Genomic DNA, 26,411 nt, shown 5'->3' with positions numbered 1-26,411 from the left:
TTTGCTTCGACCCCGCGCGGAGGAGCCGTCATGACAGCGCCAGAAACCGCTGAGCATAACTCGCCGCCACTGCTATCGCTGAGCGATGTCGTGGCCGGATATGGCGCGGGGGATATCCTGAAAGGCGTATCACTGAAAGTCAGGCAAGGCCAGGTGACCTGCCTGATAGGACCGAATGGCGCGGGAAAATCGACCGTGCTCAAATGCGTGAGCGGCCTGCTGCGGCCGCGCGCCGGCTCCGTCTCGTTCGGTGGGAAGGACATCACCAGCGCCTCGCCTCGCGCCACGCTCGCCCTCGGCCTGGTGCACGTCCCGCAGGACCGCAGCCTCTTCCCGCACATGACCGTGTGGGACAACCTCCTCATGGGCGGCTACAGCACCCGCGACCACAGCGTGATCAGGCCCAGGATCGAGGAGGCCGCCGACCTGTTCCCCATCCTCGGGCAGCGCAGGCACGCGCACGCCGGCTCGCTGTCCGGCGGCGAGCAGAAACAGGTCGAGATCGCCCGCACGCTGCTGCTCAACCCGCGGCTTATCATGCTCGACGAACCGTCAATCGGACTCGACCCCAAGTCGCGCAGGCTCGTCTTCGACGCGATCGGCACCCTCGCCGCGTCGGGCCGCACCGTGCTGCTCGTCGAGCAGAACGCCCGCTCGGGCCTGGCCGCGTCGCAGGTCGGCGCGGTGCTCGAATCCGGGATGGTCCGGCTGGTACGGGCAGCCAGTGCGCTCCTCGCCGACCCTGAGGTCGCGCGGCTCTACCTGGGCGCGCACGCCCAGGCAATTGAGGCGAAGTAACACTGGGTGTCCGGTGAGCCTGCCTGGCTGTTCGGCCTGGCAATGCTGTATCCGCCGTTAGCGTAGGCCCCAGCCAAGATCAGGTCGCTGCGCAAACCCGCAGGTCACACACGCGCGGGTTTAGGTCGCTCTCGGACACGAACCCTTTGGGCATGGCCCGATTCCGCCAGTCTCGCATTCCTGCATCTTGCATCAGGGCTGTCAAACTGACCCGGCAGCCTGGCGGCCGAAGCGAGCGAGGACGGTCCCGTCGGACATGGCGGCGATGAGCATCCCTTTCACCTTCTCCTTGGTCTCTGTCATGGGCAGGTCGATGAAGCATTCGCACTTCGTCAGGTCTCGGTTGTCCATGACGCACAGCAGGATGCCGGCGACCTGGACGCCGCCTGCAACCACGACCATCTTGGCGTCGATGGGGAGCGGCCGTTTGGCCTGTCAGGCGCGGTCGTGCAGGGTGACTTGGTAGCCGTCGGGGTCGGCGAAGGTGAATGTGTGGCCGAAGGGGCCGTCGATCGGGGCGGAGACGATGGTGTGACCATCGGCGACGAGCGCATCGTGAATGGCCTGGACGTCTGTGGCGTGGAGCCAGATCGCGGCACCGATACCGGGCTGGGCAACGGATGCGAGTGCCGTGCCGGGGACGACGTCGCGCAGTGCGAACGCGATCGGCTTCGTCTCGAAGACGACGGCGTGCGGAGGTCCGGCCTGCGAGCGGACGAGGCCGAGGTACTGCTCGTAGAACGCCTGCGAAGTGTCGAGGTCGCGCGTTTGGAGCGAGATGAAGTCGGGGCCGGTGGCGGGCATGATGATGCTCCTTCCCTTTCGTGTCAGTTTTCTGACACAGGCAATCTATGTCAGAATACTGACATGAGTCAAGACGGTGCCGGCGTCGACCTGGAGACGTCACTGGGCTACCTGCTGAAAGAGGCGTCGAGCGCGCTGCGTGCGGCCATGGAGGAGGTGCTGCGGCCGCTCGGGATGAGCGTGACGCACTACTCCTGCCTCGAGCTGCTGGCCCAGCGACCGGGCTTGTCGAACTCCGAGCTCGCGCGGGGCGCCTTCGTGACCCGGCAGACGATGAACGTGCTGCTCCAGGCCCTGGAACGAGACGGCTACGTGACTAGGCCCGCGGAGGCACCCGTCGGGAAGGTTCTTCCCACGCGGCTCACGCCTCGCGGCCGACGCAGCCTCGAGAAGGCGACCGTAGCGGTCCGGTCCGTCGAGGTCAGAATGCTGGCCGGCCTGACCGAGACCGAGCAGTCAGACGCGTTCCGGATCCTGCAGAGCATGACCCGTTCCCTGCGCGATGGCAACGACGGCGCGTAGCCCGTTCCCCGGCGCACGTCTCATCGCGCCCGGACAGGAGTGCAGCCGGGCACGGATGATGCGCACCGGGGGCACCCGCCCGGCCGCTACCTCACCCGCGAACTCCCCAGCGGCCTGCGCCTGCAACGAGTCATCACCAGCAGTGCCGGATGCTACCGGTTCAGCCACTCGACCCGTAGGCACCTGGCCAGAGCGGATGCACCCCGCAGGCCGGCCGCCTCGCGGTCGGCCACCAGTTCTGCGGTCCAGCGCCGTCGGGAGGCGGCTGACGACACGGCTGGCTCAGCAAGCACAGACGTGAGCATTCCGTGCTGGTCAGCCGTCCGCATGCAGTTTCCCGCGGTAGCCCGCGCCGGAGCGAGCACCCCTCATGGTGCCACCCAAAATACTCATAGAGATACTGAGAGTAATTGCCTGCTGGCAGCCGCCGCAACGGTGGGAGACTCCCGCCGAATGCGCACCTGGCGGCCGCCCGGCCAGACGCGAACTGCTCGCTGGAACCACGGCCTTGGGGGCAGCACCCTTCGGGCACCAACCGGGAGCAGTTCGCTTCAACTCGGTCACAGCAACGCCGCGTTGACTCAGGGCAACGCGCCCAGCGGGGAGGACGTTCTGCTAGTCGACGCTGACTCCGCCTTCCGGTCGTTTAGGTCCGCGCTCAAGATCACGATCGGCGCGGGCGGACATGCCTTGCGGCCGATGATGTGGATGTTCGTCGCGATCCTGGTGACTTTCCTTGTCACCAGAACCGTGACTCGGCTGATTCGCTCAGGGAGCGGCGCTGGCGCCGGACTTGGCGACCTCCAGGTCGCGGGCGTTCATGTCCACCACCAGGTGTTCGGGATATTGATCATCATCGCCACCGGGATCGTCCTGGTGTCCGCCACACCCAAGGGAACAGCGCTCGATGTCGCCGCCGCGATCTTCGGGATAGGGGTCAGCCTCTCGCTCGACGAGTTCGCCCTGTGGCTGCACTTGCAGGACGTCTACTGGACCGAGGACGGGCGAAAATCGGTCGATGCCATCTTCTGCGTGCTGGCGGTAACCGGAGCGCTGATCGGCGGCGCCGACTTCCTTTCCGGCCGCGTCGGCACGGCAACATGGTGGTCGTCCGCCTCCCTTCTCGCCGTCAATCTCCTCCTTAGCGTGATATGCCTGCTCAAAGGCAAAGTCCCAACCGGCGTCGTCGGCACCGTCATCGGCGTCATCGCCTTCGCAGGGGCAGTGAGACTGGCCAAACCGGGGTCGTGGTGGGCGAGGCACCGCTACGCTCACCGACCTCAACGAGCGGCACGCGCCGCACATCGCTACGGCCCGCGCTACCAGCGGCGCTGGAACCGGCTGCGCGACTTCGTCGGAGGCGCTCCTTCCCGAGAACGCCCGCTCTAGGAGGCAAGATCGCCGCTGGCAACGGCGTTGTGCGCTTGGCCAGACTGGCAAGTCGGTGCTGCTGCCACCGGTCACCGCCGATTGCGAAACTCCTGGTCAGCGCTATTCCGTAATCCTGCCTGATCGGTAGGCCCGGCCGGGACGTTCGGTAACGGCCAAACCGCGCCGGCGGAAACAAGCGATCTCATATCCGGTCTACGGAGCTGATGGCCCAGGTGCGCCTCATCCTGACCATCCGCAGGTGCGCGTGATACGGGCCGTACCTGACCCGGTAGAGGGTCATCACCACCCCGGACGGGACCGCCCCGATGGAAAACCGGGTCACCGGCCCGCCCGTGCCGTCCAGCATCTGAGCGAGCCGCAGGAACGAGGCCAGCGTCAGCGGGCGGCCGTCCGGCCCTGTCGCACCGGGGGCGAGGTAGCCGAACGCCTTCCGGTAGTTCCTGGTCACGATGGCCTGGTAGTAGCCCGTCACGACCGCGACCACCGATCGCATGGCGGCCGGTGACGACGGGGCGGGCGTGGCACCAGCCACGGTGGACGTCACGGGTGCCGGCTGGGTGGGAGACCGCGCTGGCGTGGCGGCGGTGCTGCCAGTGCACGCGCCGAGAGTTGCCGCACCGGTCCAGGATCGCCTCGGCGCCGACATACGCCTCCAGGCAACCGAAAGATCCGCACCGGCAGCGCCTGCCGCCCGCCACGATCGTGGTGTGTCCCCACTCGGTCGCGCTTGAGGTCGCCTCCTGGCAGGTAGTGCCGCCGGAGATGAGCGACGCGCCGACCCCGGATCCGACCAGGACCACCACGGCGTTTTCCGCGCCCCGGGCCGCGCCGAACCACAACTCGGCCTGGCCCATGTTCTTGGCGCAGTTCTCGAATCGCAGCGGCAGGCCAGTGTGCACCCGCACCAGCCGCTCAAGCGGTACCGCGTCCCAGCCATAGGTCTGGCCATGCACGAGAACTTCGGGGCCTTGCTCGACGAGCCCAGGCACCCCGACTCCGACACCGAGGACCGCGGCGGGGTCTACTCCTCCGTCGGTGAGTACCGCGTTCAGCCCGGACACGATGCCCTGCACGACGGTGTCCACGTCATGCTCGGCGGGGTTGAGCGGGTACTCCGCCTTCGCCCGCGGCGTCATCGCCAGGTCGAATAGCTCCACCCTGATGCGGGTCTCGCCAACATCGACACCGATCGCGTACCGGTGATTCGGGTTGATGTCGAGCAGCATGCGCGGACGGCCGCCGTCGGATCCCTCAGATCCAACCTCGATGACGATGCCGTCGTCGATCAGCTCGCGGACGACATTAGTGACGGAAGTGGTACTCAGCCCGGTCGCGGCACTGAGATCCTGGCGGCTGCCGGGACGGCTGAAGTACAGCGACCAGAGAACTGCTGCCCTGTTCTCTCGCCGGAGATCCAGCATCGTACCGCGACGCCGCCGCAGCATCGCCACCCCCAATTCGAAACTTGTAACAAGCTTCACTATAAAGGAAGCCGTTAATGTAGCATCCGCTGGTTTACGGACCCCTGTCATACGAGCCGACGCCGCCTTCTTGGACAGCGTGGGCACGGGGGCGACCGTGAACCTGCGGCACTTCGCCGCTGTCAGGTGTCGTAGTCGTAACCGTCCCAGGGCGCGTAGTAGCAGATGAAGTCGCCGGGCTCGATGCTGGAAGGCGCTGAAGAACGGGTAGAAGGCGGCGGGCGTGCTTTTATCGGTGGTCGGGATCAGGGTGCAGCCCGCTCCGAAACTCCCGCTGGCCAACACTCCGGGTTGATGGCGGCTGTCGGCGGGCTCGCGAATGAGCACGCAGCAGGCCGTCAACTACGCGGCCGCCGATGGCGCCGGTTTGCTGGCTGGTAAGTAATTTTCATGACTTCACGGTCTCTTTCAAGTCCCTGACCTGGCCCTAAGGTTGGGGTTCCTGGCACTTTATGGCTTTCGGACCTGCTGTCGCCCTAGCGTCCCGAATGTTCGATATCGAACGGAAGATTCGCGAAGGGAGACGCGTCCGGTGTCTCGGATAAACAGGGCGGCTGGTCTGGCCGCAGCCGGGCTGCTCGCGGCCGGGCTGCTCGTAACCGGGTCGGGCGGCGCACGTGCGGCGACCACCCAGCTTTGCCAGTCGCAAACGGCGGCCGTGGGCGGCGGCGTATACACCGTGCAGAACAACGAGTGGGGCTCCAGCGCGCCGGAGTGCATCACGACCGACGGCAACGCCGACTTCACGGTCGCCAACTCGTCCATCAGCAACGCCACCAACGGGGCACCCGGCGGCTACCCGTCCATCTACCAGGGCTGCCACTGGGGCAACTGCACGTCGGGCGGCCTGTCGGGTAACCCGGTCCAGGCTTCGGCCATCACCGCAGGCAAGGTCACCACGAGCTGGAGCACCACGCAGCCCGGCGGCAGCAACGCCTACGACGTCGCCTACGACATCTGGTTCAACCAGACACCGACGACGTCCGGCCAGCCCAACGGTACCGAGCTGATGATCTGGCTGAACCACAACGGCCCGGTGCAGCCGTTCGGCTCGCAGGTCGCCACCGGCACCGCCATCGGCGGCCGCGGCTACAACGTCTGGTTCGGCACCCAGGGGTGGAACACCGTCTCTTACACCATGACGACCCCGACCACCTCGGTGAGCGGTCTCGACCTCGCGCCGCTGGTGCAGGACGCGATCAGCCGCGGCTACATCCAGCCGTCCTGGTGGCTGATCGACATCGAGGCCGGCTTCGAGCTGTGGCAGGGCGGGGCGGGTCTCGCGACCAACTCGTTCTCGGTGAACGTCGGCGGCTCCAACCCGACTCCGGCGGCCTGCACCGCGGCCTACTCGGTGGTGAACTCCTGGAGCGGCGGCTTCCAGGCCCAGGTCGTGGTGAAGGACACCGGAAGCAGCCCGAAGAACGGCTGGAAGCTCGCCTGGAACTTCCCGGGCAACCAGCAGATCACCAGCTTGTGGAACGGCGTCTACACGCAGTCAGGACAAGCGGTCACGGTGACCAACCAGCCATACAACGGCACGATCCCCGCTGGTGGCTCACTCACCGTGGGATTCACGGCCAACGTCACCGGGACTAACAACGCCCCGGCGAGCATCACCTGCTCCTGACCCCGCCGTATGACCAGGGCGCACGGTTACGGCGGCTGGGCTGCCGTAACCGTGCGCCCATGTGCATGACTTGGATGATCCCGAACGGGTTCGGCTTACTCCTATCCGCACCCGCGCTGCGCACGGCCGCGCTGTTCTATGTCGTGCGCTTGGCGGCGGCCAGCCGCTCGTTTTCCGCGATCGCCCGCGCCTGCTGCTGCCGTACCCGCTCGGGGACCACGTTCTCCCGCGGCGCGGTCGGCACGAAGTCGAGCCGATCGACGCCAAGCCCGCGCAGAAGTGCCTGCTCCACCAGGGAAAAGTCATCCGCGTGCGGCCGGCTGAAGTTCATCGGCTGGCGCAGTGCCAACGGCGGGTTCGTGATGATCCGGCCGACACCGAGGACGTTCTGCGACGTGGCGTGCAGCGTGTACGGATGCAGCAGCACCACATCACCGGCCTCGCCGGTCATCTCCACGAAGTCGTGACACTGCGCGATCAACTCGGCGTAATCGAAATCCTCTTGCAGGACTCCCTCGGGGTGCTCGGCGAGGAAGCGAGCGACCACCGGCACCGAATCGGCCGCCACGAACGTGCCCCCGCCCTTGTGCAGCATGTCCGTCCACAGCACGAAGGTCAGCAGCGCCTGCTCTGCCGAATCCAGGAAATGCCGGAAGAAATCACCGTCCTTGTGCCATCCTCCGACCGCCGGCGACGGCGGCTGCCACGGCCGGTCGTCACCCACCCCGAGATTGGCGATGAAACCGTCGCCCCACTGCCACGGCAGCGTTACCCGGCTCTCGCCGCCGACCAGGTCCATGGCCGCGCCCAAGGCGGCAGGCGCGAACGTCCGGGCGTCCACATGCGAACGTGACGATAGATGGATCCGCTTTTCTGCCCAGCTCGCCGGATCATGACGGTCATAACCGAAGCGGAGCCACGCATTGTCCAGCCACTGCTCCGCGTCGGCAGGGTCGAAGGCACCCCGCACCGTCACGAAACCTCGCTCCAGAAAATGCTCGACCTGTTCGCCGGTCAGGTGCCTGCAGTTCCTCGGCACGCGATCTCCTCCCAGCCATGACTTTTCATCATTATGGTCCGCCGTCTAGGGCGGGCCGACGTGAACAGACTGCGTGCGGGGACCAGCGAAGCCACCTTCCGTTCGGGACAATATCTTTCTATCCCGAACGGAGACACGTCGCTGGAACGTCGGGACCATCTCGACGACTCTGGACGTACTTGACGGTTTGGTTCACGACTTGGCGCCGCCGGTTCTGGAGGACCGTGGTCCGGGATTACCGGCCGTCTCGGGACTGGTCAACAGGTGCGGTTCTGGGTAGCCAAGAGGGCACAGGCCCGTTGTAAGCGAGCTGTGAGACCCAACCAATAGCCAGCCGTCACCCTGGAGATGCCGCCCGAGCCTGAGCGTGACTGGACTCGCGTTCACTGGCTGTCCCCAGCAGCGGGTCCCCAGCTCACCGGGTGACACTTTGGAGGTTTCGGTTATGGCCACCGCACTCATCGGCACTGGAGGGCTCGGATCCGTCATCGCCCGCCAGCTCGCCTCAGGCGGCGAGAACTTGCGGCTCTACAACGCCGACAGAAAGACGGCTCGAACACTGGCTGCACAGATCGGCCCCGCTGCGGTCGTCGCCGCCGACAACCGCGACGCGTTGCAGGGCGCCGATGCCGTCGTGCTGGCGCTGCGGTTTACCGTGCTGAAGGGCGTCATAGAGGAGATCGCCGGCGCGCTGGCCGACAAGGTCGTGGTCGTTCCGAGCAACCCGGTCACCATCGACGCGCAAGGTAACCTCGCGCGTGTCCTGCCGAAAGGGCAATCCTCCGGGAAGGTTGTGACCGGGTGGTTGCCGGCTGGGGCGGGCCTGGCCATGGCCTTCGGGACCATGCGGGCCGATCTCTTGGAGTCCGCTGGCCGCCGGCCGCTGAAGCCGGCGGTCCTGTTCTACGTGACCGACGACGACCGCGCTGGCCAGGAGGTCCAGCGGCTGATCCAGACGGCCGACTTCGAGCCGGTGAAGGCCGGCGGGATCGAGCAGTCGGGGCGGCTCGAGGTGGGCGGCGACCTTCACGATCTCGTCGTCGGCAGCACAGAGGCGCGGTCCCTGATCGGTGAGGCCTGAGTCTGGCTGCATCTACTCAGGGCTTGCTGCGGTTGATAGCGGAAGGATGCCACGTCGCCGTCTGGCCGCTGACCTGGCTGGGCACCGGTCAGAGCAGGGGGGAGGCCATTCCGATCGCGTTGTCGACCAGCCGGGCTCGGAACGGCCAGTCCTCGACGGTCTCGGCCTTGACGATGGTCGACTGGGAGAGGTAGCCGAGCTGGCGGTCACGGATCGTCGCGGTGACGCCGGGGTCGATCACGAGCAGGTTGTTTTCGAAGTTGAGTTCCAGGCTGCGCCGGTCCATGTTCGCCGAGCCGACCAGGGTGATCCGGGCGTCGACGGTGATCGACTTGGTGTGCAGCAGGCCCAGCGGGTACTCGAACAGGCGCACGCCGCACCGCAGCATGTCCGGGTAGGCGCTCCGGCAGGCGGCCGCGACGAGCCGGGAGTCGTTGCGGGCGGGCACGACGAGGGTCGTCTCCACGCCGCGGCGCGGCGCGGCGCACACGGCCCTGAGTAGTGCCTGGTCGGGCACGAAGTACGGCGTGGTGATGATCAGCTCGTGCTCGGCGGCGTACAGGGCGCTGACGAAGGAGTCGGACATCGTGTTGCCGGGCGTGGTCGGCCCCGTGCCGAACATCTGCGCGACCACGCCGTCGTCGTACCGCTGTGGCTCGGGTGCCGCCGCGGGCAGCGCGTAGAGGTCCTCGCCGGTCTCGGCGATCCAGGTGCCAAGGAACAGGTGCTGCGCCTGCCGCACGACCGGCCCCTCGCAGCGCAACAGGACGTCGATCCAGGGCGCGTACCTCGCCTTGACCCGGAACTGCGGGTCGGCGCAGTTCTGGCTCCCGCAGAACGCGATCCGGTTGTCGATGACGACCAGCTTGCGGTGGTTGCGCAGGTCGACCCGGCCGACCGCGGCGTGGCCCAGGCGCGGGATGTCCTGCAGGGCGGCGAGCAGATGGGCGCCGGCCTCGCGCAGCTGGCGCCAGCGGGGGCCGCGGACGAAGTCGCGCGACCCGAGCGCGTCGACCATGACCCGGCAGGCCACGCCCCGCCGTGCCGCGGCGCTGATCGCGTCGGCGACCCGGCCGCCGTTGCCGTCATCGAGCCAGATGTAGAAGCTCACGTGGACATGCTCGGTCGCGGCCTCGATCGCCTCGATCAGCGCCTTCATCGCAAGGTCGCTGTCGAGTGCCGGCTCGGCCGGGGACGCAGCCGGATCGCCAAGCAGCACGACGCGGTTGCCCGGCGTCGGGCCGAAGCCGTTGATCGAGCGGCACAGCTCCGAGACGGCCGCGGCGACCGGGTCGCCCGGCTCGGCGCCCGCCGAGCCGGGCGCGGCCAGGCGCCGCTCAGCCTCGTGCAGCCGGCGGACCCGCTCGCGGCCGATGCTGGTCTCGCCGAGGAGCAGATAGGCCACCACCCCGATGACCGGCAGGCACATGACCACCGCGACCCAGGCCACCCGCGAGGCCGGCGTGCGGTTCGGCCGGGTGACCGCGCGAAGCACGGTCAGCAGGTGGATGGCGAACACGCTGACCGCGACGATCGCCACAACCAGATCAGCGGACGCACCCGTCATCACGGCTCCTTATCCTCAGCGCTCGACACGCAGAACGTACCGTTCGATGCACTATCCACGCAGAAGGCCTGGCCACGCAGGCTCCCGAGGTCGCGATGGGTCTCAGCGACGACGGCAAGGTAGCCGCGTAGCAGGATCGGCCGGGCAGACGTCGTCATACGCGCTGGGCGTGAACGCCGGTGTCTGCGCCGCGGATGACCATCATGAGGAGCTCGTACGAACCGACCAGGGCGACGCGGGCGACCGGGCTGAAACTGCTCCCGGAGTGATTCCAGCGGCCATCATGGGATGACGGGCACAGGGACTCCAGTGACTACGGGGCGTAGTAGCTCCGATAATCACCGGCCCGGTGCCTGCCCGCATATCGACTGCAGTCGCGTCACCTGGCGGAACAAAGGAGTTGCCGTGTCCGGGCATGTCGCGCAATCGCCGCGCTTCCGCCGCCTCGCCGCCGCGGCGACGCTGCTGGCCGGGGCCGCCGTCCTGCTGGCCGCCACCGTGGCCGAAGGGCCGGGCGCCCACGCCGCCGCCAAGGCCTCCGCGCCGCCCCTGGCCTGGGGCGTGGTCCAGCGGATTCCCGGCCTGGACGCGATCGCGGCCCGGGGGAACTTGAACTGCCCGGCCGACGGCAACTATTGCGGCGGGATCGAACTCAGAGCCCTGTCGTGTCCCGCGCCCGGCGACTGCACCGCGGGGGGCGAATTCACGGGCCAGGGCCTCAACGACGGCACGGTGGGCGAGGGATGGGTGGCGACCGAGTCGGGCGGCACATGGACGGCACCGAAGATCGTCGAGCTCGGCCAGGGGGGCTTTCCGAGCTACGTGGGGGTCAGCGCGATCTCGTGCGCCTCGCCGGGCAACTGCGCCGCCGTCGGCTACGACTCCGAGGAGGTCGAGGTCAACGGCTACGTGGACACCTACGGCGCCTTCTACCTCAACGAGGTGAACGGCAGGTGGAGCGCGCCCCGGCAGATCCCGGGCACCGACGCGCTCAACCAGGGGAATTACGCCAATGCCACCTCGGTGTCTTGCAGCGCTGCGGGCGACTGCGCGGTCACTGGGAACGTCAACGGCTCGCAGGAGTTCGTCGACACCGAGACCAAGGGCGTCTGGGGCACCGCGGTACTGGTGCCCGGGTCCAAGTACGAGGGCTCGACCTCCCCGGTGATCTCGTGCCCGAAGCCGGGTGACTGCGTCTTCGCGGGCAGCGACGTCTCCGCGGCGAATACCTCGGTGACCGCTGTCGCCACGGAGACCGACGGGGTCTGGGGCGACGTGGCGACGCTGCCCGGCTACGCCGCCGCGGGCGGCGCGGTCACCTCGCTGTCCTGCCCCGCAGTCGGCGACTGCTCGGCTGGCGGCTGGACGAACTCGGGCAAGCACACGGTCCCGTTCGTCGCCAGCGAGTCCGGCGGCACGTGGACATCGAGCGTGGTCGGCGGCTTCGCCAAGCTCAGCCCGGCGTCGGTCGACACCGGCAGCGTCACGGCGATCTCGTGTGCCACCCCGGGCAACTGCTCCGCGGGCGGCAGCTACCGGCCGTCGGCGCCGGAGCAGAACGTGTTCTTCGTCAGCGAGGTTGGCGGCAAGTGGCAGACGGCCCAGCCGGTCGCGGGCATGGCCAAGACGGAGCGGGGCATCGGGGTGGCGTCGATCTCGTGCCCGGCCGCCGGCGACTGCGGGGCCGGCATCAGCCGGGCCGCCATCAGCTACGTCGCCCAGCAGAGCGGCGGCACCTGGGCGACCGCCAGGCAGGTCGCCGGCAGTACCGGCAGCGGGGGCCTGCGGGCCGTCTCCTGCTCCGCCCCCGGCGTGTGCGTCGCGGGCGGCAACGACCACGGCGGCACCGAGGTTTGGGTATTGTCCCGGGGGACGCCGGCCAGCACGCTGACTACCGCGTCGCCGTCGGCCGCGAAGGTCACGTATGGCAAGGAGACGGCCGAGAAGATCTCCGTGGCGGTCACGGCGACCACCCCGACCCCGGCCGGCAAGGTCACGGTAACGGTCAACGGCAAGGCCGTGTGCACCATCACCCTGAAGGTCGGCGCCGGCAGCTGCAAGCTCAGCGCCAAGCAACTGAAGAACGGCACGTACAAGCTGGTCGCCAGATACCACGGCGCCGCCCCGTACGCGGCCTCGTCCTCGGCCGTGAAAACCTTCAAGGTCACCGGGTAGTGGGGACGTGCGGCCGGCTGACGTTCAGCTGGTAATGGCTCCAGTCCGGGGGCCAGTCGGCTGAATGGCCTTCGCGGCGGTCTGCCGCAGGACTGCTTTGCGGATCTCGGCGGCCACCACGATTGACAGTGCAACTGCGATGCAGATCAGCCACTGCTGGCCGTCGAGGCTGACAGTCTTCATAACGGTATGGAAGATGCCAAGGACGGTGGACAGGATCAGCAGGATGAAGGATCCACTGCTCGTGATGACGAACGTCTTGTCGGAGAAGGTGCCAACAGAGAACGCTGAGTCCAGTTCGTCCTTGGACTCGATTGAGAAGAACAAAATGAACAGTGCGAACGTGACCATGCCCATCGTCCGGGCGATGGCCAGCCCGTGAGCCTGGTCCGCCCAGCTGATCGCGCTCATGGTGCCGACGGCCATCAGGAGTCCCACCGCGGCGAGCCAAACGATGAGCGCGCGGGTCAGGATCGGCCGGCTAGGCGGCAGCGGCGGGCGATCCATCAGCCCAGCGGCGGGCTTGCTGTACCCGAGCCCGACCGACTGGATGGACAGCATGGTGAAGCTCACCCACAACGTCTGTAGCGGGAGCAGGGGTATGCCCTCCGCGACATTGAAGATGCTGGCACCGAGGAACGTGGTGATGTAGCCGACCAGGCCGCCGATCTGGAACCGGATGTACCGGGCGAGGTTGTCATACAGCCCGCGGCCCAGTTCGACCGCCCGGACGATGGTCGAGAACGCGGCCCAGTTCGACCGCCCGGACGATAGTCGAGAAGTTGTCGTCGGTCAGGATCATCACCGCGGCTTCCTTGGTCACCTCGGTGCCGGTGCCATGGAGATCCCGATGTCGGCCTTCTTGACCGCGGGCGCGTCGTTGACACCGTCGCCGGTCATCGCGACGATCTGGCCCTTCTTCCTGAGCACGTCCACTAGGCGGACCTTGTGCTCGGGACTGACGCGGGCTCACGCCGATGCCGTCGACCTGAGCTAGGGGTGCTGGGCCCTGCGGAGCTCGAACGCGGTCACGAACTCGGAGATGCCGCGGAACAGGGCGAACAACCCGATCCAGACCAGCAGCAGCGCCCCTTGTATCGCGTAGTACTGCTGGGAGGCCCAGAAGCCGAGCAAGATCTCCAGGATTCCGGCCACGAGGCCAAGCCACCAGGTGCTGTTGGCGTCCCTGGCGCCGACGGAACTGATGATGTCGAGTGTCCCCCGGAAGATCAGCAGCAGGCCCAGGATCGAGGCCAGCGTCCAGAACGCGTCGAACGGCTGCGCGAACGACCAGGCGGCGCCGAAGGCGAAAATGACGCCCATCAGCGCGTGCAGCCAGCGCCAGCTGGAGCGCATCGAGGCGAGCAGGAATTCATTGAACATGCTGAACAAGAACAGCACGCCAAGCAGGGCCCCCACGGTAGCGATGGAGGCGGGGGTGAACCGCAATGCAATCCACCCGATGATCAGCCATGCGATGCCGGTCAGCAGGAACATCCACCAGGGACCGGTCAGCCGCCACAGCCCTGCGCGTGTCCTGGATCCGATGTCCGTTCGTTCGTCCATGGTGCTCATGAGCAGCCTCCATCATGCCGATGGTGACCGCGGCCAACTTTCTGTGGCAGCGGCCTGCCTTCCCCGTTGACTACCCGGGTATGGCCGCGCTGACGCCCGGCATAGCCAGCTCAGAGAATCTGTGTCCAGCCGCCTGGCCTAACCACGACCCCGGCCGTGGCGACCCGCCCGGCCCGGCGCAGCGCCGAACACCGTATAGCCCCGGCCACTGTCGTGAGAGCCGACGTCGCCGTTTCCGCTGGCGACCCTGCCTGGTGGAATGACTCCTATGCGGAGGAGGGCCAGCCTTTCTGGCTCGACATCGAGAACCCGACCGACGAGATCATTGACCAGCTCGCCACCCGCCTGGGGCTGCACCCGCTGGCGGTCGCGAACTCAAAGCAGTTCGGCCAGCGCGCAAAGCTGCGGGTCTACGGGAACGGAGTCATGCTCATCGGCTTCGGCCTCGACAAGCAACTGCGCGAGCCCGTGGAAGTGCACTGCTACTACACCACCGGATTCCTGATCACGCTGCGCCGCGCGCCGAGTCCCGCCCTTGACGCCCTGCGCCAGGCAGGCTCGGTCCGGCCGCAGCCCGGAAGCGACCCGATCCGGGCACTGCACCCGTTAATCAGCTCGCTGTACACCCAGTTCTCGGCACTAGCCCTGCAGCTAGGTGAACAGCTGGACGGGCTCGAGCAGCGGGTGCTGCACAATCCCGACGACCAGGAGCCTCGCTCGCCAGCAAGCACACGGCGGTCGTGAGCCGCCGACTCGCGGACGTGGCCACCATTTTCCTGCCCGTCTCCTTCCTTGCTGGCTTCTGGGACAGAACTTCGACGTGCTCACCGGCAGCATCGAAAAGGGATGGCCGGCGTTCCTGACCCTCGGTGTGGGACTGAGCGTGGCTTGCGTCGCGGTGATCATCTTCATGCTCAGCCGTCGCGGCTGGAGGTAATGACAGGCGAGCTTAAAGCCAGGAACTGACGATGATCCGGCGGACATCCTCGTCGGGATGGTCGCGCACACCGTAGATCGCGCTGGCTCCCACCCATAGCACCCATCGCCCGAGGTGGTTTGGGTACCGCTGGACCATGGCGTTGAAGAAGCCGACCGCGGTGTCCTCGATCCGCAAAAGCTCGTCGGCGTGATCCAGGTACTGACGCGTTTGCGCGATCGTCCGCCCAGCGTCGTCGTCGAGCAGCTTGTTCTGGTGCCCGCAGACAATATGCCGCGGCCGGAGGGCCTCGACCTTGTCGATCGCCGCTTGCCAGGGCCCGAAGCCGCCCGCGACCACGCTTTGAGCGAGGTACATGTGAACCCCGTTGTAGATCACGTCACCGGCGACAACCAGGTCGAGCTCGGGGACGTGCAGAACGCTGCTGTCGGCGGAGTCGCTATCGCCGACCTCAACGATCCTCAGTTCATGTCCCTCCACCTCGAACTGATTGGCCGGGACGGTCACGGCCGTGATCGGGGACGGCGGGATCATCCCGCCGGGGTACACCTTGTCCCAGAGCAGTGGGCGCGTGGCGACGCTGGCGTGCATCTGCTCGATCGTGCCCGCGGAGGCGACGACCCGGGCCCCGAACCTGTCGGCCAGCAGTCCGGCGGCGAACCAGTGATCGCCGTGCCCGTGGGTGACGAAAATGTCGCTCAGGTCGCGTCCCTTTCCTGCGACCCAGTCGCCGACCGCCCGCGCCTGATCCTCAGTCATACCCGGATCGGTCAGCACCGCGCGGTCGCTCCCGTAGATCAGCGTGCTGGCCTGGGGAGAGAACTGCTTGGGTTCCCCGTTGGGCAGGAAGCCGTTGTCCTGTGGCGGCGGGTCGTTGACGAAGACGTCGTAGCCGAGGCTCCCTGCCGAGTTCACAGATCTCCCGCCTGCGTGCGGTAGTTCCGGTCTTCGATGGCCTTGACGGTATTCTCCAGAGCCTTGCCCAGGACGCGCTTGCCCCCGGTTCCGACCACGATCCCGAGGAGCCGTCCCTTCAGGTTCTTGCCCTCGCGGACTATGACGGCGTCCACCTCGGTCGTCCCGTCGGGCTGCGGGGTCAGGGTGTAGGTATGGCCCGAGTGGCCGCCCCACACATTCGAGTCGGTGGTGGTCAGGGTGATGCGGCGGGGATCGGACCAGTCGTAGTGCAGGGTTTCCCAGATGCTGCGGGAGCCCTCGGTGACGTCGGCCTCGGTGGGGCCCTCGTCATGCACCTTGAGGCAGTCGTCGGTGCTGTTACCCCATATCTTCGAGCGGTCTGGCCCGAAGTCGGTGAGCCCGGCGAGGAACTGCTCAGGCGTGGCGATGGTGGTCTCGTGCAGGTGGATCGTGGGCATGGAGTGCTCTCCAACCGGGGTTCGGGATGAACAGGAATCCTCCGGCGACCTGGCCCGCTGCGAGCGCTGCAATCGCCCGGTGCCGATTCAGCGAGAGCGTCGCCTCATTGGCCGCGCCGTGAACCGGCAGCTCTGCTCGCCTCTGGTGGCCGTACCGCTGCCCCGCGAACAACTAAACCTCACCCTAACCACTGAGGTAGGCGGGTAAACCCGGCGGCTCAGCAGCCCTTTCGGGGTGCCAGGCCGCCGGGGCGCACCACACGATCACGGTAGGTGGCCTGGACGAATGCCAGGAGCCGCTCCACGTCGTCGACATTGGAAGCCAGACCCAACGAGGCGCGCAGCGACCCGCCGCTTGGCATGCCGAGCAGCTCAAGGTACTGATCCGTCGTGCGGGCGGTTCCGCGCAGCGCTCTGCGCCAGTCTGCTCTGGTCAGGTTAAACGCAGCTTCGACGGCGCCCGGGTTGCAAAAGCATCCGGTGCGGATCGCGTAGATCCGCGCCATCGGCTCGCCGTTGCGGTGTCGCAGGGCAGCGAGCCGGTCCAGGAGCCAGCCGGTCAGGCACATCACCCGCTGATGGATCAGGTCGATCCCGATGCCGTTGATCCACGACAGCCCAGCCTCCAGGTCGGGTATCTGCAGGAAGCTGAGCGTGCCGTCCTCGAACCGGGCCTCGTCCGCGGCCGGCGTGCACCAGCCGGCCAGCGCGCTCGCGAGGTAAACCGACCCGCCGGCGAACCAGGGACGCCGCAGGCGCTGCAGCGCCTCCCGCCGCGCGATCAGGCAGCCGACGCCGGTCGGGTAGCCGAACACCTTGTACCAGCTGACCGGCACGAAGTCGGGCTTGACCATGGAAAAGCGCACGGCGCGGGCCAGGCTGTCACGCTGTGCCTGGTTGTGCAGGCTGGCCATGCGGGCCTGCGCCAGGGGTATCCGGAGGCGCGGCGCGGTCGCTTCGCCCTTACGGGCCAGATTTACCCCGCCGCGGCAGATGGCCTGTTCGGGCCAGGCTCAGCCATCACCCATAAGAGTGCCGTTGGCGGTCGGCCTTCCACATGCAGGCGTTCGCGGCCAGGTAGCGTCGCGGGTTACTCGCGCCTGAGCGAGATCGCCAGGGACGGCATGACGAACGACAGGAGAAAGATCGGCAGGATGTTCTTTCCGCTGCACCGGAAGGCGATGACCTGGCCCTCCTCCGCGTCGAAGGTGGCGGTCCTGCTCGAGTTCCGTCCGTTGCGGATTTTCAGGGTGTGACGCCCGGGTTCGACTGGAGTCCCGAACGTGCCATGCAATGCGACCGACCCGGCTCGCTCGCCGTCGACCACGACGTCATACGTGCCGCGGCGGACCTCCACGCCGATTGCCTTGTGCGTCACCTTGAGCGTTGCCGGCATCCTCGGTCTCCCTTCCTTCGGGCCGCTGGGCAGGCCATTCGGCCAGGGTTTCCAGGTAGGCCGTCCGGACCTGCGCGATCCGTTCCCGCATGTTCCGCGGTGTCCAGCCCGCGACACTGACGGGCGGCAGCACGGCGATGTCGACAGTACCCGGATTGAGCTTCGCTGTGTTTCTGCCCGCCACCGACTCGGAGTTCCTGATCACGATCGGGACGACCGGCAGTCCGGCCGCCATGGCGATGAGAAAGGCCCCCCTCTTGAACGGGCCGACCGACTCGGTATCAAGGCGGGTTCCTTCCGGGGCGATCAGGATTGACAGCCCCTTGCGCGCGGCCGCCTCAAGTGGCCTGAGCGCGGCGGCCGTTCCTGGGTGCTCGCGGTCAACGAACGCGACATCGAGCAGCCTCCCGAGCTGGCCGAACACATGGCTGCTGCCCATCTCCTTCGTGGCGATCCCGGTCCAGTTGTCCTTGACAAGCGCGGCCACGAGGAACACGTCCACATTGCTGCGGAAGTTGAACAGGAAGACCGCGGGCCGCTCGGTGAGGTGCTCCGCGCCCGTCACGTTAAGCCTGACGCCGTTCAGCGCGAGGACCGTGCCCGGCCAGAACCTGGTGAGGAAGTTGATCCCGGCGCGCTTGTTGCGCCGGGCCAGCCCCACGCCTAGCGCGACGGCGGCCAGCGGGCCGAGGGAGCTGACGCTGGCCAGCCGGCGGGCCACCCCGAGCGGGCCGCCGCTGCCCCGGCTGCGGAACCGCATGATGGGCCAGCCGCGGCTGGCGGCGACCTTCGCTAGCATGGGTCCCGGGTTGACCGGCCGTGGATGGCCGACCAGGCGCATAAGGCTGAGGTCTTCGTCGCCGTCCGCGTAGAAGTAACTCAACCCCAGGTCAACCTGATGATCGGCGGCGAACTGCTGCACGCCGCTTGCCTTGGTTGGGCCCCACACCACGGGCTGCTCGATCTCGCCGGTCAGTAGCCCCTGCCCGTCCGCCACGAGCTGGTTGCACACGATGTAGTCGATGCCGAGGTAGCGCGCCACCGGCGCCACCTGATTGGTCAGCGCCGACGAGCTCAGCACCACGGTATGGCCGCGGCGCTGATGGGCCCGGACGAGTTCGCGCATTTCCGGGTAGATCAGGTCTGCCACGGAGTGACGGAAGATGTGCTCCCCCCTCTCGTCGACCTCTCGCGCCAGTCGTCCCTTGACGGTAAGGGCGCTGCTTTCAATCAGGGTCTCGAATGCGCGCCTGCCGAGCCGGAACTGCACCGCTAGCTCCACGATCGTCAGGAACTCGACCACCCGCAGATCCCGGCGGCGCAGCCGGTCCCTCGTCTGGGCCGCGGCGGTGTACCCGGCGACCAGCGTCCCGTCCAGGTCGAAGAACGCGCCGACTTCCGGGCCCTCAGGACCCGCGTCGACTTCCGCCGTCGGCCCGGGAAGCCTCGGCGGCGGGTAAGCATCGTTCGTGCCGCTCACGTCAGGCTGACTCTGGCGGCATCCGCAGCAGCAGGGCACCTGGCTGAGCCACCACCGTGAGCTGACGGCTCGATCCCATGAGCTCGCCGTCCAGTTCCCACGCCTGCTCGTGGTCCAGCCACACCTGCAGCTCGGTGAACTTCACCCGGTAGATCTTGCCGTGGGCCTGACGGCGCAGCACGATGGCGGCGGCCACCGCCAGCCACCTTGCAGGTCCGCCGGCGATCAGCACGACAGCGTCAAGCATCCCGTCGTCGGGCCGTGCGTCAGGCAGCAGCGGAAGCCCGCCGCGCAACCAGCCCACGTTGCCGACAACCAACGTGCTTGCCCGCATCCGGCGGCGCCGGCCGCCGTCGGCGCTGACGGTCACCCGCACCGGCCGGTCGCCCAGGTGACGGGCGGCCGAGATCGCGTAGGCGAACCAGCCAAGCCGCTTCTTGAGCGGATCGCTCGCGCCCCTCAGCATTTCGGCATCCAGGCCCAAACCCGCCATCACGACGAACAGCGTGCCGTTCACCCGGCCCGCGTCAATCGGCTGCTGCACGCCGTCGAGCGCGACCGCGAGCGCCTCGTCAAGGCCCGTCGGCAGGCCGATATTGCGGGCAAGCAGGTTGCCGGTCCCCATCGGGATGATCGCCAGGGGCACCCCGGTGTCGGCGACGCCCTCCGCGCACGCGGTGACCGTCCCGTCGCCGCCGCAGGCGAGCACGAGGCCGACCCCGGCGGACACGGCCGACTCGGCCTGGCCACGACCGGGATCCTCCGGCGTCGTCTCCAGCCAGAGCGGCTCGTCCCAGCCGTGATCCTCCATGACCCGGCGGACAGACTTGCGGAAGGTCTCTTGGTCATCCAATTTGGTCGGGTTCACCACGACCGCGGCACGGCTCACCGGAGCAGCATCTGGCATGAGCCCTAGCTGCCCATGGTGAACCGGTTCACTCTGCTTGTCCGTCCCTTATTTGCTCATTGCCAGCCCCGCACTCGCGATCCGGCGTGCGGAACACAGCAAGCCGCACCCGTTCTGGGTGACCGGCGGCTACCGCTGGCCGCCGCACGATGACGATTAGCCGGCAACAACCCGGGTAACGCAGGGGGACCTCACAGGACGACGAAGGGACCATTAGGCATGTGGGCATTTTTCTCCAGGCGCCTGCGTCTGTGGCTGCTGCTGACCATCGCCCTGCCGCTGACCCGGGCGGTCGTCCATCGCCTGGCGCTGGCGGCCAAGCGCCGTAATCCGTCCACCCGGACAGCGAAGGCGCTACGCCAAGCCGACTCCGCGGTCACCGGCGCGTCCCGGCGGGCGGCCCGTGTGAAAGACCGGCGCAAGGCAGGACGCTAACCCGTCACGAACTCGACAGCGGCGACGGCGTTATGCGGACTCGAACGCGCGCAGCTGGTGCCGCAAGGCAGACAAGGCCACCAGCGATCTCCGGTGGAAGAACGCCGTCATCTACTGTGCCGACGTCGCGACCTGGATGATTCCGCGCCTGCCGAATCCGAGCAGCCGTCCGAGGATGGCGCCGAGACCAGCCGCGAAGTAGAGTTAATGGTGCGAGCAATTGCTCGCTGGGTCGAGATCCCGCCTGGCTGTGCCGGCTGGAGGCGTCCGCCCATGAGCAACGTTAAGCTGTGGACCCGCGTGTACCGCGGTTGTGCCGTAGTGGTGCTGCGTGGAGAGCTGGATACCAGGAGCGCCGAAGACACCGCCGCTGCGGTGGCAGCCCTGATAGCGGGCGGCCAGCAGCTGATCATCGACCTGGAAACCCTGGACTTCATCGACTGCCATGCCGTCGGCGCGCTGCTTGGGGTGCGCGAGGCGGCCCGGCGGGCTGGCGGAGATGTGCTGCTCGCCGCGCCGCACGGGCCGGTGCTGCGGCTGCTGACCGTGCTGGGCGTACCCGGTGTCCATGCCAGCCTGGCCGCCGCCGCGGACAGCGCCGGGGGGCGCGATGCCCGGCGGCGTGCGGTTGACACCATACGATCCGGGAGAGCGGCGCTGTCAGGTGCCCGGTTCTGGATGACGGCCTGGTGGGCGGCCGTCCTGGGGTAGCGTGCCGGAAACCGGTCGGCTGATCCCGGCCGGATCCCGCCACGGCCAGGCCGGCGCATCGCCCCGGCAAGCCTGGGGGCGATGCCACCCGAGGCACCGCTGGATATCTCTTTGCTGGAAAGGCGTGTAATGTAAAAACTGAGCTCCGGTCCCTGGCAGATTCACCCGCAAAATCTGCGGTGGCGTTACAGGGCCCGGGTTTTTTTATGCCCTGGGCCGCGCACGAGGGCTGCAGCCGGCGGGTAACACGCACCAGACCAGGCTTGTCCTGCGGGAATGACCTGTTAGCGCGTAGGCCAGTCATTCCGGTAACCAAAAGGGCCCGATCAGGCACGTCATCGCCGGGTCATTTCCCGGTCAGGCCGTCGCCCGTTCACGAGCGCGCTGACCCGGCCACGTAACTCATCCTGATAACTGAATAGAGGCACATGATGGAGATCCTCATTATCGTTATCGTCGTTGTCGCGGCGCTGGCCCTGCTGGGGCTGGCGATGGCGGCGAGGATTGTCAAGCAGTACGAGCAGGGGGTGCTGTTCCGGCTGGGGCGCGTGCAGGGCCCGCGGGATCCCGGGTTCCGGCTGATCATCCCGTTCGTCGACGTGCTGCACCGGGTGTCGCTGCGGATCGTGACGATGCCGATCCAGTCGCAGGGCATCATCACCAGGGACAACGTCAGCGTTGACGTGTCGGCGGTCGCCTACTTCCGGGTGACCGACGCGGTGAAGTCCGTCGTCGCGATCGAGAACGTGAACGCAGCGATCAACCAGATCGCGCAGACCACGCTGCGGAAGGTCGTCGGCCAGCACACGCTGGACCAGACGCTGTCGGAGACCGACAAGATCAACCTGGACATCCGCAAGATCCTCGACGTGTCCACCGTGTCCTGGGGCGTGGAGGTGACCCTGGTCGAGCTGAAGGACATCCAGCTCCCAGAGAGCATGAAGCGCGCGATGGCCAGGCAGGCCGAGGCCGAGCGGGAGAAGCGCGCGAAGATCATCAACGCCGAGGGCGAGTCCCTGGCCGCCGCCGCGCTTGGGGAAGCGTCCGACACGATGATGGCCCACCCGCTGGCCCTGCAGCTGCGCAACCTGCAGAGCCTGGTCGAGATCGGCGTAGACAAGAACACCACCGTGGTGTTCCCCGCCCCGCTGATGACCACCATCGCCGAGCTCGGCGCCTTCATCGCCCGCGAGCAAGCCGCCGCCACCCCCGCCCTCCCGCCCGCCGACAGCACCAGGTCGGCCCCCGTCACGGCCGCCAGCGGGACCGTCCTGAACGGAAGCGCCGGGCCCAGCTAGGCATTACGGCATACGGCCGGCCGGGCGCCAGCGGCCCTCATCCAGGACACGAAGGAGCCCGCCCAGCTTCCGGGCACCTGCCTGACGACCGCGGAACTTCCCGCCAGCCCTTGTGATGCGGCCTGGGCCCGCGGAAATCTGGAGCGCGGGCAACCCCAGCCCGGCCGGCTAAGCCGGCCGGGCATGCTTAGCTGGCAAGGGCCCGGGCACCGGCGCCGACAGCTGCCCGTCGGACCAATCAGGACAAAGCATCAAGGAGCCATGATGAGCATGGTGAGCCGGGCCGATGCCTACCAGCGGCGCCACCCCTGGGCCGGGCTGCCGGTGGCGGTGCTGTACAAGTTCGCCGACGATCAGGGCACCTACCTCGCCGCGCAGATCACCTACTACGGGTTCGTGGCGGCGTTCCCGCTGCTGCTGCTCCTGGCCACGATCCTGGGATACGCGCTGCACGGCAACCCACATCTGCAGCGCGACGTGCTGGATTCAGCGCTGGCCCAGTTCCCCGTGATCGGCGGTCAGATCACGGGGAACATCCGGTCCTTCCACGGGAGCACGGCAGGCCTGGTCATCGGCATACTGGGCTGCGTCTACGGCGGCCTTGGCATCGTCCAGGCCGTCCAGAACACGCTGAACAAGGTGTGGGGAGTGCCGCGCGACTCCCGCCCGAACCCGGTCAGGGCCCGGCTGCGGAGCCTGCTGCTGCTGGCCTTCGGCGGCGTCAGCGTCATCGTCACCACGGTGCTGTCCGCACTGGGCGCCGCCGCGGACGCCTACGGCGCCAGCCTGGGCGGCAGCGTCCGGGTGCTGGCGACCGCGGCGGCGGTCGCGCTGAACATGACGCTGTTCATGGTGGCGTTCCGGCTGCTGACCGCACGCCCTGTCAGTATCGGTCAGATCCGCGCCGGGGCGGTCGCCGCTGCGGTGACCTGGCAGGCCCTGCAGTGGGCCGGCACGCTGCTGCTTGGGCGCGAGCTCAAAGGCGCCACCGCCACCTACGGGCTGTTCGCGCTCGTCCTGGGCACGCTCGCCTGGATCTACCTCGGCGCGGTCACCACAGTGATCTGCGCGGAATACAACGCAGTGCGCGCCGGGCAGCTATGGCCGCGCAGCCTGCTCGCGCCGTTCACCGACAACCCGGACCTCACCGCCGCGGACCGGCGTGCCTACACCTCCTACGCGAAGACCGAACGGCATAAGAGCTTCGAGAGCATCGACGTGAGCTTCGGCGAGCGCCAGCACCCCGGATCCGCGAAACCGTGACCATGAATGGTACCGCTGCGGCCCGCAGGGCCTGGCGCAGCTGCCCGGCTTGCCTCGCCCTGATCCCGGAGAGCCGCGCCCGCCGGGGACCAGCTTGAACGTTATCTGGCGGGGTGCGTGCCGGGGCGGCGGCGGCGCATCCGCAGGGCGCCGAGGAGGAGGGCGCAGAGGAACACGACGATGCCGATGATCAGCAGGTAGAGCAGGCCTTTCGCGACGACGCCGACGATGCCGAGCACGATCGCGATGAGTACCAGCAGCAGGAACAGTGCAATCATGGTGAGCCTCCGCTCAGCCGGGCGGGTCAGCGGCGTGCCAGCCGCCGTTCTCCGCCGGCGCCTGGCTGGTAGGCCAGGTCGTAATGGTTGAAGATCGCCTCTTCATCGCCGGCGGGCAGCTCTCCGTCGGTGCCGATCGACGGCGCATCCCTCACCAGCTTCTTGTCATAGGTGACCTTGAGGTACCCGGGTCCCACGGTGGCGTGGTCCAGGGGCACGAATACGAGCCGGTGCCGGGTCGGCATTCCGACCGTGACAGTGCCGAACGATGGCCGGTCGGTGGCCGTGTCAACGTAGACGGCCTCAAGCGCGCCGATCTTGCGGCCTTGGGCATCGACAACGTCGTGACCCCGCCATTCCCTGATGTCAACAGCTTCGAACATGCTGGTCCACTGCCCACGGACTCCGCTGCTACTCCACTGCCCAGCTAGCAGTCGGCTGCTGGACCTGACAGTCGCGTTTGAGGCAGGCATCGTGGGATAGTAGGGAGTGCGGCAATCCTTTGCCGCGCCGTCCCTGGACCTCGGGCGGCTTCGCGGTCATCTGGCCGCCTCCAACGCTCGAGGAGTCCCTGCGTGGCAGCTGTCCCCCTGTCCGGAGCTGAGCCCTGCCCCCTTTCCCAGCCTGCCGCGCGCGGCAGCGAGTACGCGATGTTGTCGCGGCAGGTCCAGCATGCGGGTCTGCTGGCTCCCCGGCGCCGCTATTACGCGTGGAAGATCACGCTCACCGCCGTGGCGCTGGCGATTGGCTGGTCGGCGTTTGCCCTGATCGGCGACTCGTGGTGGCAGCTTGGCAGCGCAGTTTTCCTGGCGGCCGTCTTCGCCCAGGTCGGCTTCCTCGGGCATGACGCCGGGCACCGGCAGGTTTTCGCCACGCGGCGCGCCAACTACGTTCTCGGCGTGCTGTGCGGCAATCTGGGGATCGGGCTGAGTTACGGCTGGTGGACCGGCAAGCACAACCGGCATCACGCGCATCCCAACACCGAGGGCGTCGACCCGGACGTCATGATCGGGGCGCTCGCCTTCTCCGGAACCCGCGCGCAGGCCGGCCGCGGGCTGCAGCTGGTCCTGTTTCGCTATCAGGCGTACTTGCTGGTTCCCATGCTGTTCCTCGAGGCGGCCAGCCTGCACGGGGCCAGCATCCGTGCGCTGCTCCAGCAGGCGACCCAGCCCGGGATGAGCCGACGGGCAAACGGCCGCCACTGGGCATGGGAGGCCGGACTGCTTGCATTTCACCTCAGCGCGTACCTCTGCGCCGTGTTCCTGGTCCTGTCCCCCGTCCGGGCCGTGCTTTTCATCCTGGTGCAGCAGGGACTGTTCGGGTTCTACCTGGGCTGCTCCTTTGCGCCGAACCACAAGGGAATGCCAGTGCTCGACGCCGACGACAAGACCGGCTTCCTGCGCCGGCAGGTGCTCACGTCCCGCAATGTCCGCGGCGGTCCGCTCACCGACTTCGCTCTCGGGGGACTGAACTACCAGATCGAGCATCATCTGTTCCCTTCCATGCCCCGGCCGAGCCTGCGACGCGCCCAGCCGCTCGTCGCGGCGTTCTGCGCCGAGCGCGGGCTGCCGTACTGCGAGGCCACCCTGCTTGGCTCGTACGCCCAGGCGCTCCGGCACCTCAACACGGTCGGCAAGCTCACCCGGCCAGGGTCACCCGTCGAAGTCCCCGCCTGAGCCGCTACAGGCAACCACCAAACCCTGCCAGACCTCTCCCCTCACCGCGGTTCGGGACCGCCAACCAGGGCAGTGGCAAAGGCGGCTTCCCACGGCGCCGCATCCCAGGCCAGTTCGGCCGCGACCTTCCCCCGCCGGGCCGCCGGGCCGCCACCGGACACCCCTGGCGCGCAGCCGTGCCGGGCCGAAGGGAGACTCCGCTGTGATACGAGAAGAACTGGCCAGGCTCTTCACCCTCGGGGAGCGGCACCGCCGGCTGCTCGCCCGGCTACTGATCGCGCTCGGGCTGTCAATCATGGTCTTCGCCGTCGGCACCGTGCTCATCTGGGTATTCGAAACCGGGCAGAAAGGCGGCGACATCCACGGACTCGGTGACGCCGCATTCTTCTGCTCCGTCCAGCTGCTGTCCGTTTCATCCAGCATGACTAACCCGCTCACGACAGCCGGAAAGATTATCGACGTCGGCCTCGAAGCATGGGCCATCTTCGTCATCACCGCAGTCGCAGGCAGCTTCGCCACATTCTTCAGCACCGGCGACAACAGCTAACCAGCGAGGGACAGTCACAGCAGCTCCCCCGCAGCCCCGGGCG

At 67.7% G+C, this 26,411-nt stretch carries 29 protein-coding genes and 1 pseudogene; 13 read left to right on the top strand and 17 right to left on the bottom strand.

Translation table 11 applies throughout. The features are described from left to right. The first annotated feature begins 30 nt into the window (after window positions 1–30). A complete protein-coding gene (locus tag EAS64_RS31535) occupies window positions 31–798 on the top strand; it encodes an ABC transporter ATP-binding protein (protein ID WP_145858937.1) in 768 nt (255 codons plus the stop codon). 201 nt (window positions 799–999) lie between these two features. Here the strand turns inward: EAS64_RS31535 and EAS64_RS31530 are convergent, their stop codons facing one another. Next, on the bottom strand, window positions 1,000–1,200 hold the full coding sequence (locus EAS64_RS31530) for a hypothetical protein (RefSeq protein ID WP_145858935.1): 201 nt from the start codon (window positions 1,198–1,200) through the stop codon (window positions 1,000–1,002). Window positions 1,201–1,233: 33 nt separating this feature from the next. After that, window positions 1,234–1,602, bottom strand: a complete 369-nt coding sequence (locus EAS64_RS31525; RefSeq protein ID WP_145858934.1) for a VOC family protein — start codon at window positions 1,600–1,602, stop codon at window positions 1,234–1,236. Between the two features lie 63 nt (window positions 1,603–1,665). Between EAS64_RS31525 and EAS64_RS31520 the strand changes: the two genes are divergently transcribed. Together EAS64_RS31520 and EAS64_RS31515 are read left to right on the top strand one after the other, a co-directional pair. Next, entirely contained in the window at window positions 1,666–2,124 is a 459-nt protein-coding gene (locus tag EAS64_RS31520) for a MarR family winged helix-turn-helix transcriptional regulator (protein ID WP_145858932.1), read from the top strand. Between the two features lie 708 nt (window positions 2,125–2,832). Then, window positions 2,833–3,513: a hypothetical protein gene (locus EAS64_RS31515; protein WP_222849753.1), complete on the top strand. Its 681-nt coding sequence runs from the start codon at window positions 2,833–2,835 to the stop codon at window positions 3,511–3,513. 184 nt (window positions 3,514–3,697) lie between these two features. On the opposite strand, the gene EAS64_RS46275 is transcribed toward EAS64_RS31515, so the two are convergent. Together EAS64_RS46275 and EAS64_RS46270 are read right to left on the bottom strand one after the other, a co-directional pair. Beyond that, window positions 3,698–4,060 (bottom strand): hypothetical protein, encoded by a 363-nt coding sequence (locus EAS64_RS46275; protein WP_246115954.1) that lies wholly within the window; start codon window positions 4,058–4,060, stop codon window positions 3,698–3,700. Window positions 4,061–4,181: 121 nt separating this feature from the next. Beyond that, window positions 4,182–4,652 (bottom strand): annotated as a pseudogene (locus EAS64_RS46270) (ROK family protein); the annotation flags it as partial. A gap of 877 nt (window positions 4,653–5,529) precedes the next feature. On the opposite strand from EAS64_RS46270, the gene EAS64_RS31505 reads away from it, so the two are divergent. Continuing rightward, window positions 5,530–6,627, top strand: coding sequence for a GH12 family glycosyl hydrolase domain-containing protein (locus tag EAS64_RS31505; protein ID WP_145858931.1), 1,098 nt, complete (start codon window positions 5,530–5,532; stop codon window positions 6,625–6,627). Between the two features lie 136 nt (window positions 6,628–6,763). On the opposite strand, the gene EAS64_RS31500 is transcribed toward EAS64_RS31505, so the two are convergent. Next, window positions 6,764–7,603: a phytanoyl-CoA dioxygenase family protein gene (locus EAS64_RS31500; protein WP_222849752.1), complete on the bottom strand. Its 840-nt coding sequence runs from the start codon at window positions 7,601–7,603 to the stop codon at window positions 6,764–6,766. Window positions 7,604–8,111: 508 nt separating this feature from the next. Between EAS64_RS31500 and EAS64_RS31495 the strand changes: the two genes are divergently transcribed. Then, window positions 8,112–8,747 (top strand): NADPH-dependent F420 reductase, encoded by a 636-nt coding sequence (locus EAS64_RS31495; protein ID WP_145858928.1) that lies wholly within the window; start codon window positions 8,112–8,114, stop codon window positions 8,745–8,747. Between the two features lie 88 nt (window positions 8,748–8,835). Here the strand turns inward: EAS64_RS31495 and cls are convergent, their stop codons facing one another. Then, complete coding sequence (gene cls / locus EAS64_RS31490; protein ID WP_145858927.1) at window positions 8,836–10,314, bottom strand: cardiolipin synthase; 1,479 nt, start codon at window positions 10,312–10,314, stop codon at window positions 8,836–8,838. 405 nt (window positions 10,315–10,719) lie between these two features. Between cls and EAS64_RS31485 the strand changes: the two genes are divergently transcribed. Further along, the gene (locus EAS64_RS31485; protein WP_145858926.1) at window positions 10,720–12,489 is read left to right on the top strand and encodes an Ig-like domain-containing protein; all 1,770 of its coding nucleotides are present in this window, start codon (window positions 10,720–10,722) and stop codon (window positions 12,487–12,489) included. Between the two features lie 24 nt (window positions 12,490–12,513). Here EAS64_RS31485 and EAS64_RS31480 read toward each other — a convergent pair whose 3' ends face one another. The 3 genes from EAS64_RS31480 to EAS64_RS31470 all read right to left on the bottom strand — a co-directional run bounded on the left by EAS64_RS31480 (window position 12,514) and on the right by EAS64_RS31470 (window position 14,064). Next, window positions 12,514–13,086, bottom strand: coding sequence for a cation transporting ATPase C-terminal domain-containing protein (locus EAS64_RS31480; protein WP_281283349.1), 573 nt, complete (start codon window positions 13,084–13,086; stop codon window positions 12,514–12,516). A 222-nt stretch (window positions 13,087–13,308) separates the two neighbouring features. Continuing rightward, window positions 13,309–13,425, bottom strand: a complete 117-nt coding sequence (locus EAS64_RS43985; RefSeq protein WP_187366307.1) for a cation-transporting P-type ATPase — start codon at window positions 13,423–13,425, stop codon at window positions 13,309–13,311. Between the two features lie 57 nt (window positions 13,426–13,482). Beyond that, complete coding sequence (locus tag EAS64_RS31470) at window positions 13,483–14,064, bottom strand: HdeD family acid-resistance protein (protein WP_145858922.1); 582 nt, start codon at window positions 14,062–14,064, stop codon at window positions 13,483–13,485. Between the two features lie 213 nt (window positions 14,065–14,277). Here EAS64_RS31470 and EAS64_RS31465 point away from each other — a divergent pair, with 213 nt between their 5' ends. Further along, the gene (locus EAS64_RS31465; protein WP_187366306.1) at window positions 14,278–14,808 is read left to right on the top strand and encodes a CorA family divalent cation transporter; all 531 of its coding nucleotides are present in this window, start codon (window positions 14,278–14,280) and stop codon (window positions 14,806–14,808) included. Window positions 14,809–15,013: 205 nt separating this feature from the next. Here the strand turns inward: EAS64_RS31465 and EAS64_RS31460 are convergent, their stop codons facing one another. From EAS64_RS31460 to EAS64_RS31435, 6 genes are all read right to left on the bottom strand, one after another. Further along, a complete protein-coding gene (locus tag EAS64_RS31460) occupies window positions 15,014–15,916 on the bottom strand; it encodes an MBL fold metallo-hydrolase (protein ID WP_145858918.1) in 903 nt (300 codons plus the stop codon). Next, on the bottom strand, window positions 15,913–16,377 hold the full coding sequence (locus EAS64_RS31455; protein ID WP_145858916.1) for an SRPBCC family protein: 465 nt from the start codon (window positions 16,375–16,377) through the stop codon (window positions 15,913–15,915). The genes EAS64_RS31460 and EAS64_RS31455 overlap by 4 nt, the downstream gene beginning before the upstream one ends. Window positions 16,378–16,595: 218 nt before the next feature. Beyond that, window positions 16,596–17,291 (bottom strand): aminotransferase class V-fold PLP-dependent enzyme, encoded by a 696-nt coding sequence (locus tag EAS64_RS31450; protein WP_145858915.1) that lies wholly within the window; start codon window positions 17,289–17,291, stop codon window positions 16,596–16,598. A gap of 176 nt (window positions 17,292–17,467) precedes the next feature. Next, a complete protein-coding gene (locus EAS64_RS31445) occupies window positions 17,468–17,773 on the bottom strand; it encodes a hypothetical protein (protein WP_145858913.1) in 306 nt (101 codons plus the stop codon). After that, the gene (locus EAS64_RS31440; protein WP_187366305.1) at window positions 17,709–19,253 is read right to left on the bottom strand and encodes an HAD-IB family hydrolase; all 1,545 of its coding nucleotides are present in this window, start codon (window positions 19,251–19,253) and stop codon (window positions 17,709–17,711) included. Before EAS64_RS31440 ends, EAS64_RS31445 begins: the two co-directional genes overlap by 65 nt. A 1-nt stretch (window position 19,254) precedes the next feature. After that, window positions 19,255–20,142 (bottom strand): diacylglycerol/lipid kinase family protein, encoded by an 888-nt coding sequence (locus EAS64_RS31435; protein WP_187366304.1) that lies wholly within the window; start codon window positions 20,140–20,142, stop codon window positions 19,255–19,257. Between the two features lie 237 nt (window positions 20,143–20,379). On the opposite strand from EAS64_RS31435, the gene EAS64_RS31430 reads away from it, so the two are divergent. The 4 genes from EAS64_RS31430 to EAS64_RS31415 all read left to right on the top strand — a co-directional run bounded on the left by EAS64_RS31430 (window position 20,380) and on the right by EAS64_RS31415 (window position 23,867). Next, window positions 20,380–20,595 (top strand): hypothetical protein, encoded by a 216-nt coding sequence (locus tag EAS64_RS31430; RefSeq protein ID WP_145858909.1) that lies wholly within the window; start codon window positions 20,380–20,382, stop codon window positions 20,593–20,595. A 273-nt stretch (window positions 20,596–20,868) separates the two neighbouring features. Next, window positions 20,869–21,306 (top strand): STAS domain-containing protein, encoded by a 438-nt coding sequence (locus EAS64_RS31425; protein WP_187366303.1) that lies wholly within the window; start codon window positions 20,869–20,871, stop codon window positions 21,304–21,306. 428 nt (window positions 21,307–21,734) lie between these two features. Then, a complete protein-coding gene (locus tag EAS64_RS31420; RefSeq protein ID WP_222849751.1) occupies window positions 21,735–22,604 on the top strand; it encodes a slipin family protein in 870 nt (289 codons plus the stop codon). 261 nt (window positions 22,605–22,865) lie between these two features. Further along, complete coding sequence (locus EAS64_RS31415; protein WP_222849750.1) at window positions 22,866–23,867, top strand: YihY/virulence factor BrkB family protein; 1,002 nt, start codon at window positions 22,866–22,868, stop codon at window positions 23,865–23,867. Window positions 23,868–23,968: 101 nt separating this feature from the next. On the opposite strand, the gene EAS64_RS43980 is transcribed toward EAS64_RS31415, so the two are convergent. Together EAS64_RS43980 and EAS64_RS31410 are read right to left on the bottom strand one after the other, a co-directional pair. After that, window positions 23,969–24,145, bottom strand: coding sequence for a hypothetical protein (locus EAS64_RS43980; protein ID WP_187366302.1), 177 nt, complete (start codon window positions 24,143–24,145; stop codon window positions 23,969–23,971). A 26-nt stretch (window positions 24,146–24,171) separates the two neighbouring features. Further along, window positions 24,172–24,528, bottom strand: a complete 357-nt coding sequence (locus EAS64_RS31410) for a PRC-barrel domain-containing protein (RefSeq protein ID WP_145858905.1) — start codon at window positions 24,526–24,528, stop codon at window positions 24,172–24,174. 192 nt (window positions 24,529–24,720) lie between these two features. Here EAS64_RS31410 and EAS64_RS31405 point away from each other — a divergent pair, with 192 nt between their 5' ends. Together EAS64_RS31405 and EAS64_RS31400 are read left to right on the top strand one after the other, a co-directional pair. Further along, on the top strand, window positions 24,721–25,821 hold the full coding sequence (locus tag EAS64_RS31405) for a fatty acid desaturase family protein (RefSeq protein ID WP_246115932.1): 1,101 nt from the start codon (window positions 24,721–24,723) through the stop codon (window positions 25,819–25,821). Window positions 25,822–26,023: 202 nt separating this feature from the next. Beyond that, window positions 26,024–26,368: a hypothetical protein gene (locus EAS64_RS31400; protein WP_145858903.1), complete on the top strand. Its 345-nt coding sequence runs from the start codon at window positions 26,024–26,026 to the stop codon at window positions 26,366–26,368. Window positions 26,369–26,411: the final 43 nt, after the last annotated feature.

The sequence above is a fragment of the Trebonia kvetii genome, from assembly GCF_007827045.1.
Taxonomy (GTDB): Bacteria; Actinomycetota; Actinomycetes; order Streptosporangiales; family Streptosporangiaceae; genus Trebonia; species Trebonia kvetii.
Note: the sequence above shows the minus strand (reverse complement) of the source record. Positions and strands in the feature narration are given on the sequence as shown.

Bases quoted from the DNA above. Each gene is read 5' to 3' on its own strand.
- EAS64_RS31470 (WP_145858922.1), bottom strand. From the start codon at position 14,064: ATGAGCACCATGGACGAACGAACGGACATCGGATCCAGGACACGCGCA.
- EAS64_RS31520 (WP_145858932.1), top strand. From the start codon at position 1,666: ATGAGTCAAGACGGTGCCGGCGTCGACCTGGAGACGTCACTGGGCTAC.
- EAS64_RS31530 (WP_145858935.1), bottom strand. From the start codon at position 1,200: ATGGTCGTGGTTGCAGGCGGCGTCCAGGTCGCCGGCATCCTGCTGTGC.
- EAS64_RS31525 (WP_145858934.1), bottom strand. From the start codon at position 1,602: ATGCCCGCCACCGGCCCCGACTTCATCTCGCTCCAAACGCGCGACCTC.
- EAS64_RS43980 (WP_187366302.1), bottom strand. From the start codon at position 24,145: ATGATTGCACTGTTCCTGCTGCTGGTACTCATCGCGATCGTGCTCGGC.
- EAS64_RS31410 (WP_145858905.1), bottom strand. From the start codon at position 24,528: ATGTTCGAAGCTGTTGACATCAGGGAATGGCGGGGTCACGACGTTGTC.
- EAS64_RS31425 (WP_187366303.1), top strand. From the start codon at position 20,869: ATGAGCAACGTTAAGCTGTGGACCCGCGTGTACCGCGGTTGTGCCGTA.
- EAS64_RS31455 (WP_145858916.1), bottom strand. From the start codon at position 16,377: ATGCCCACGATCCACCTGCACGAGACCACCATCGCCACGCCTGAGCAG.
- EAS64_RS31495 (WP_145858928.1), top strand. From the start codon at position 8,112: ATGGCCACCGCACTCATCGGCACTGGAGGGCTCGGATCCGTCATCGCC.
- cls (WP_145858927.1), bottom strand. From the start codon at position 10,314: ATGACGGGTGCGTCCGCTGATCTGGTTGTGGCGATCGTCGCGGTCAGC.
- EAS64_RS31430 (WP_145858909.1), top strand. From the start codon at position 20,380: ATGTGGGCATTTTTCTCCAGGCGCCTGCGTCTGTGGCTGCTGCTGACC.
- EAS64_RS31415 (WP_222849750.1), top strand. From the start codon at position 22,866: ATGATGAGCATGGTGAGCCGGGCCGATGCCTACCAGCGGCGCCACCCC.
- EAS64_RS31535 (WP_145858937.1), top strand. From the start codon at position 31: ATGACAGCGCCAGAAACCGCTGAGCATAACTCGCCGCCACTGCTATCG.
- EAS64_RS31450 (WP_145858915.1), bottom strand. From the start codon at position 17,291: ATGGCCAGCCTGCACAACCAGGCACAGCGTGACAGCCTGGCCCGCGCC.
- EAS64_RS31515 (WP_222849753.1), top strand. From the start codon at position 2,833: ATGTTCGTCGCGATCCTGGTGACTTTCCTTGTCACCAGAACCGTGACT.
- EAS64_RS31420 (WP_222849751.1), top strand. From the start codon at position 21,735: ATGATGGAGATCCTCATTATCGTTATCGTCGTTGTCGCGGCGCTGGCC.
- EAS64_RS31445 (WP_145858913.1), bottom strand. From the start codon at position 17,773: ATGCCGGCAACGCTCAAGGTGACGCACAAGGCAATCGGCGTGGAGGTC.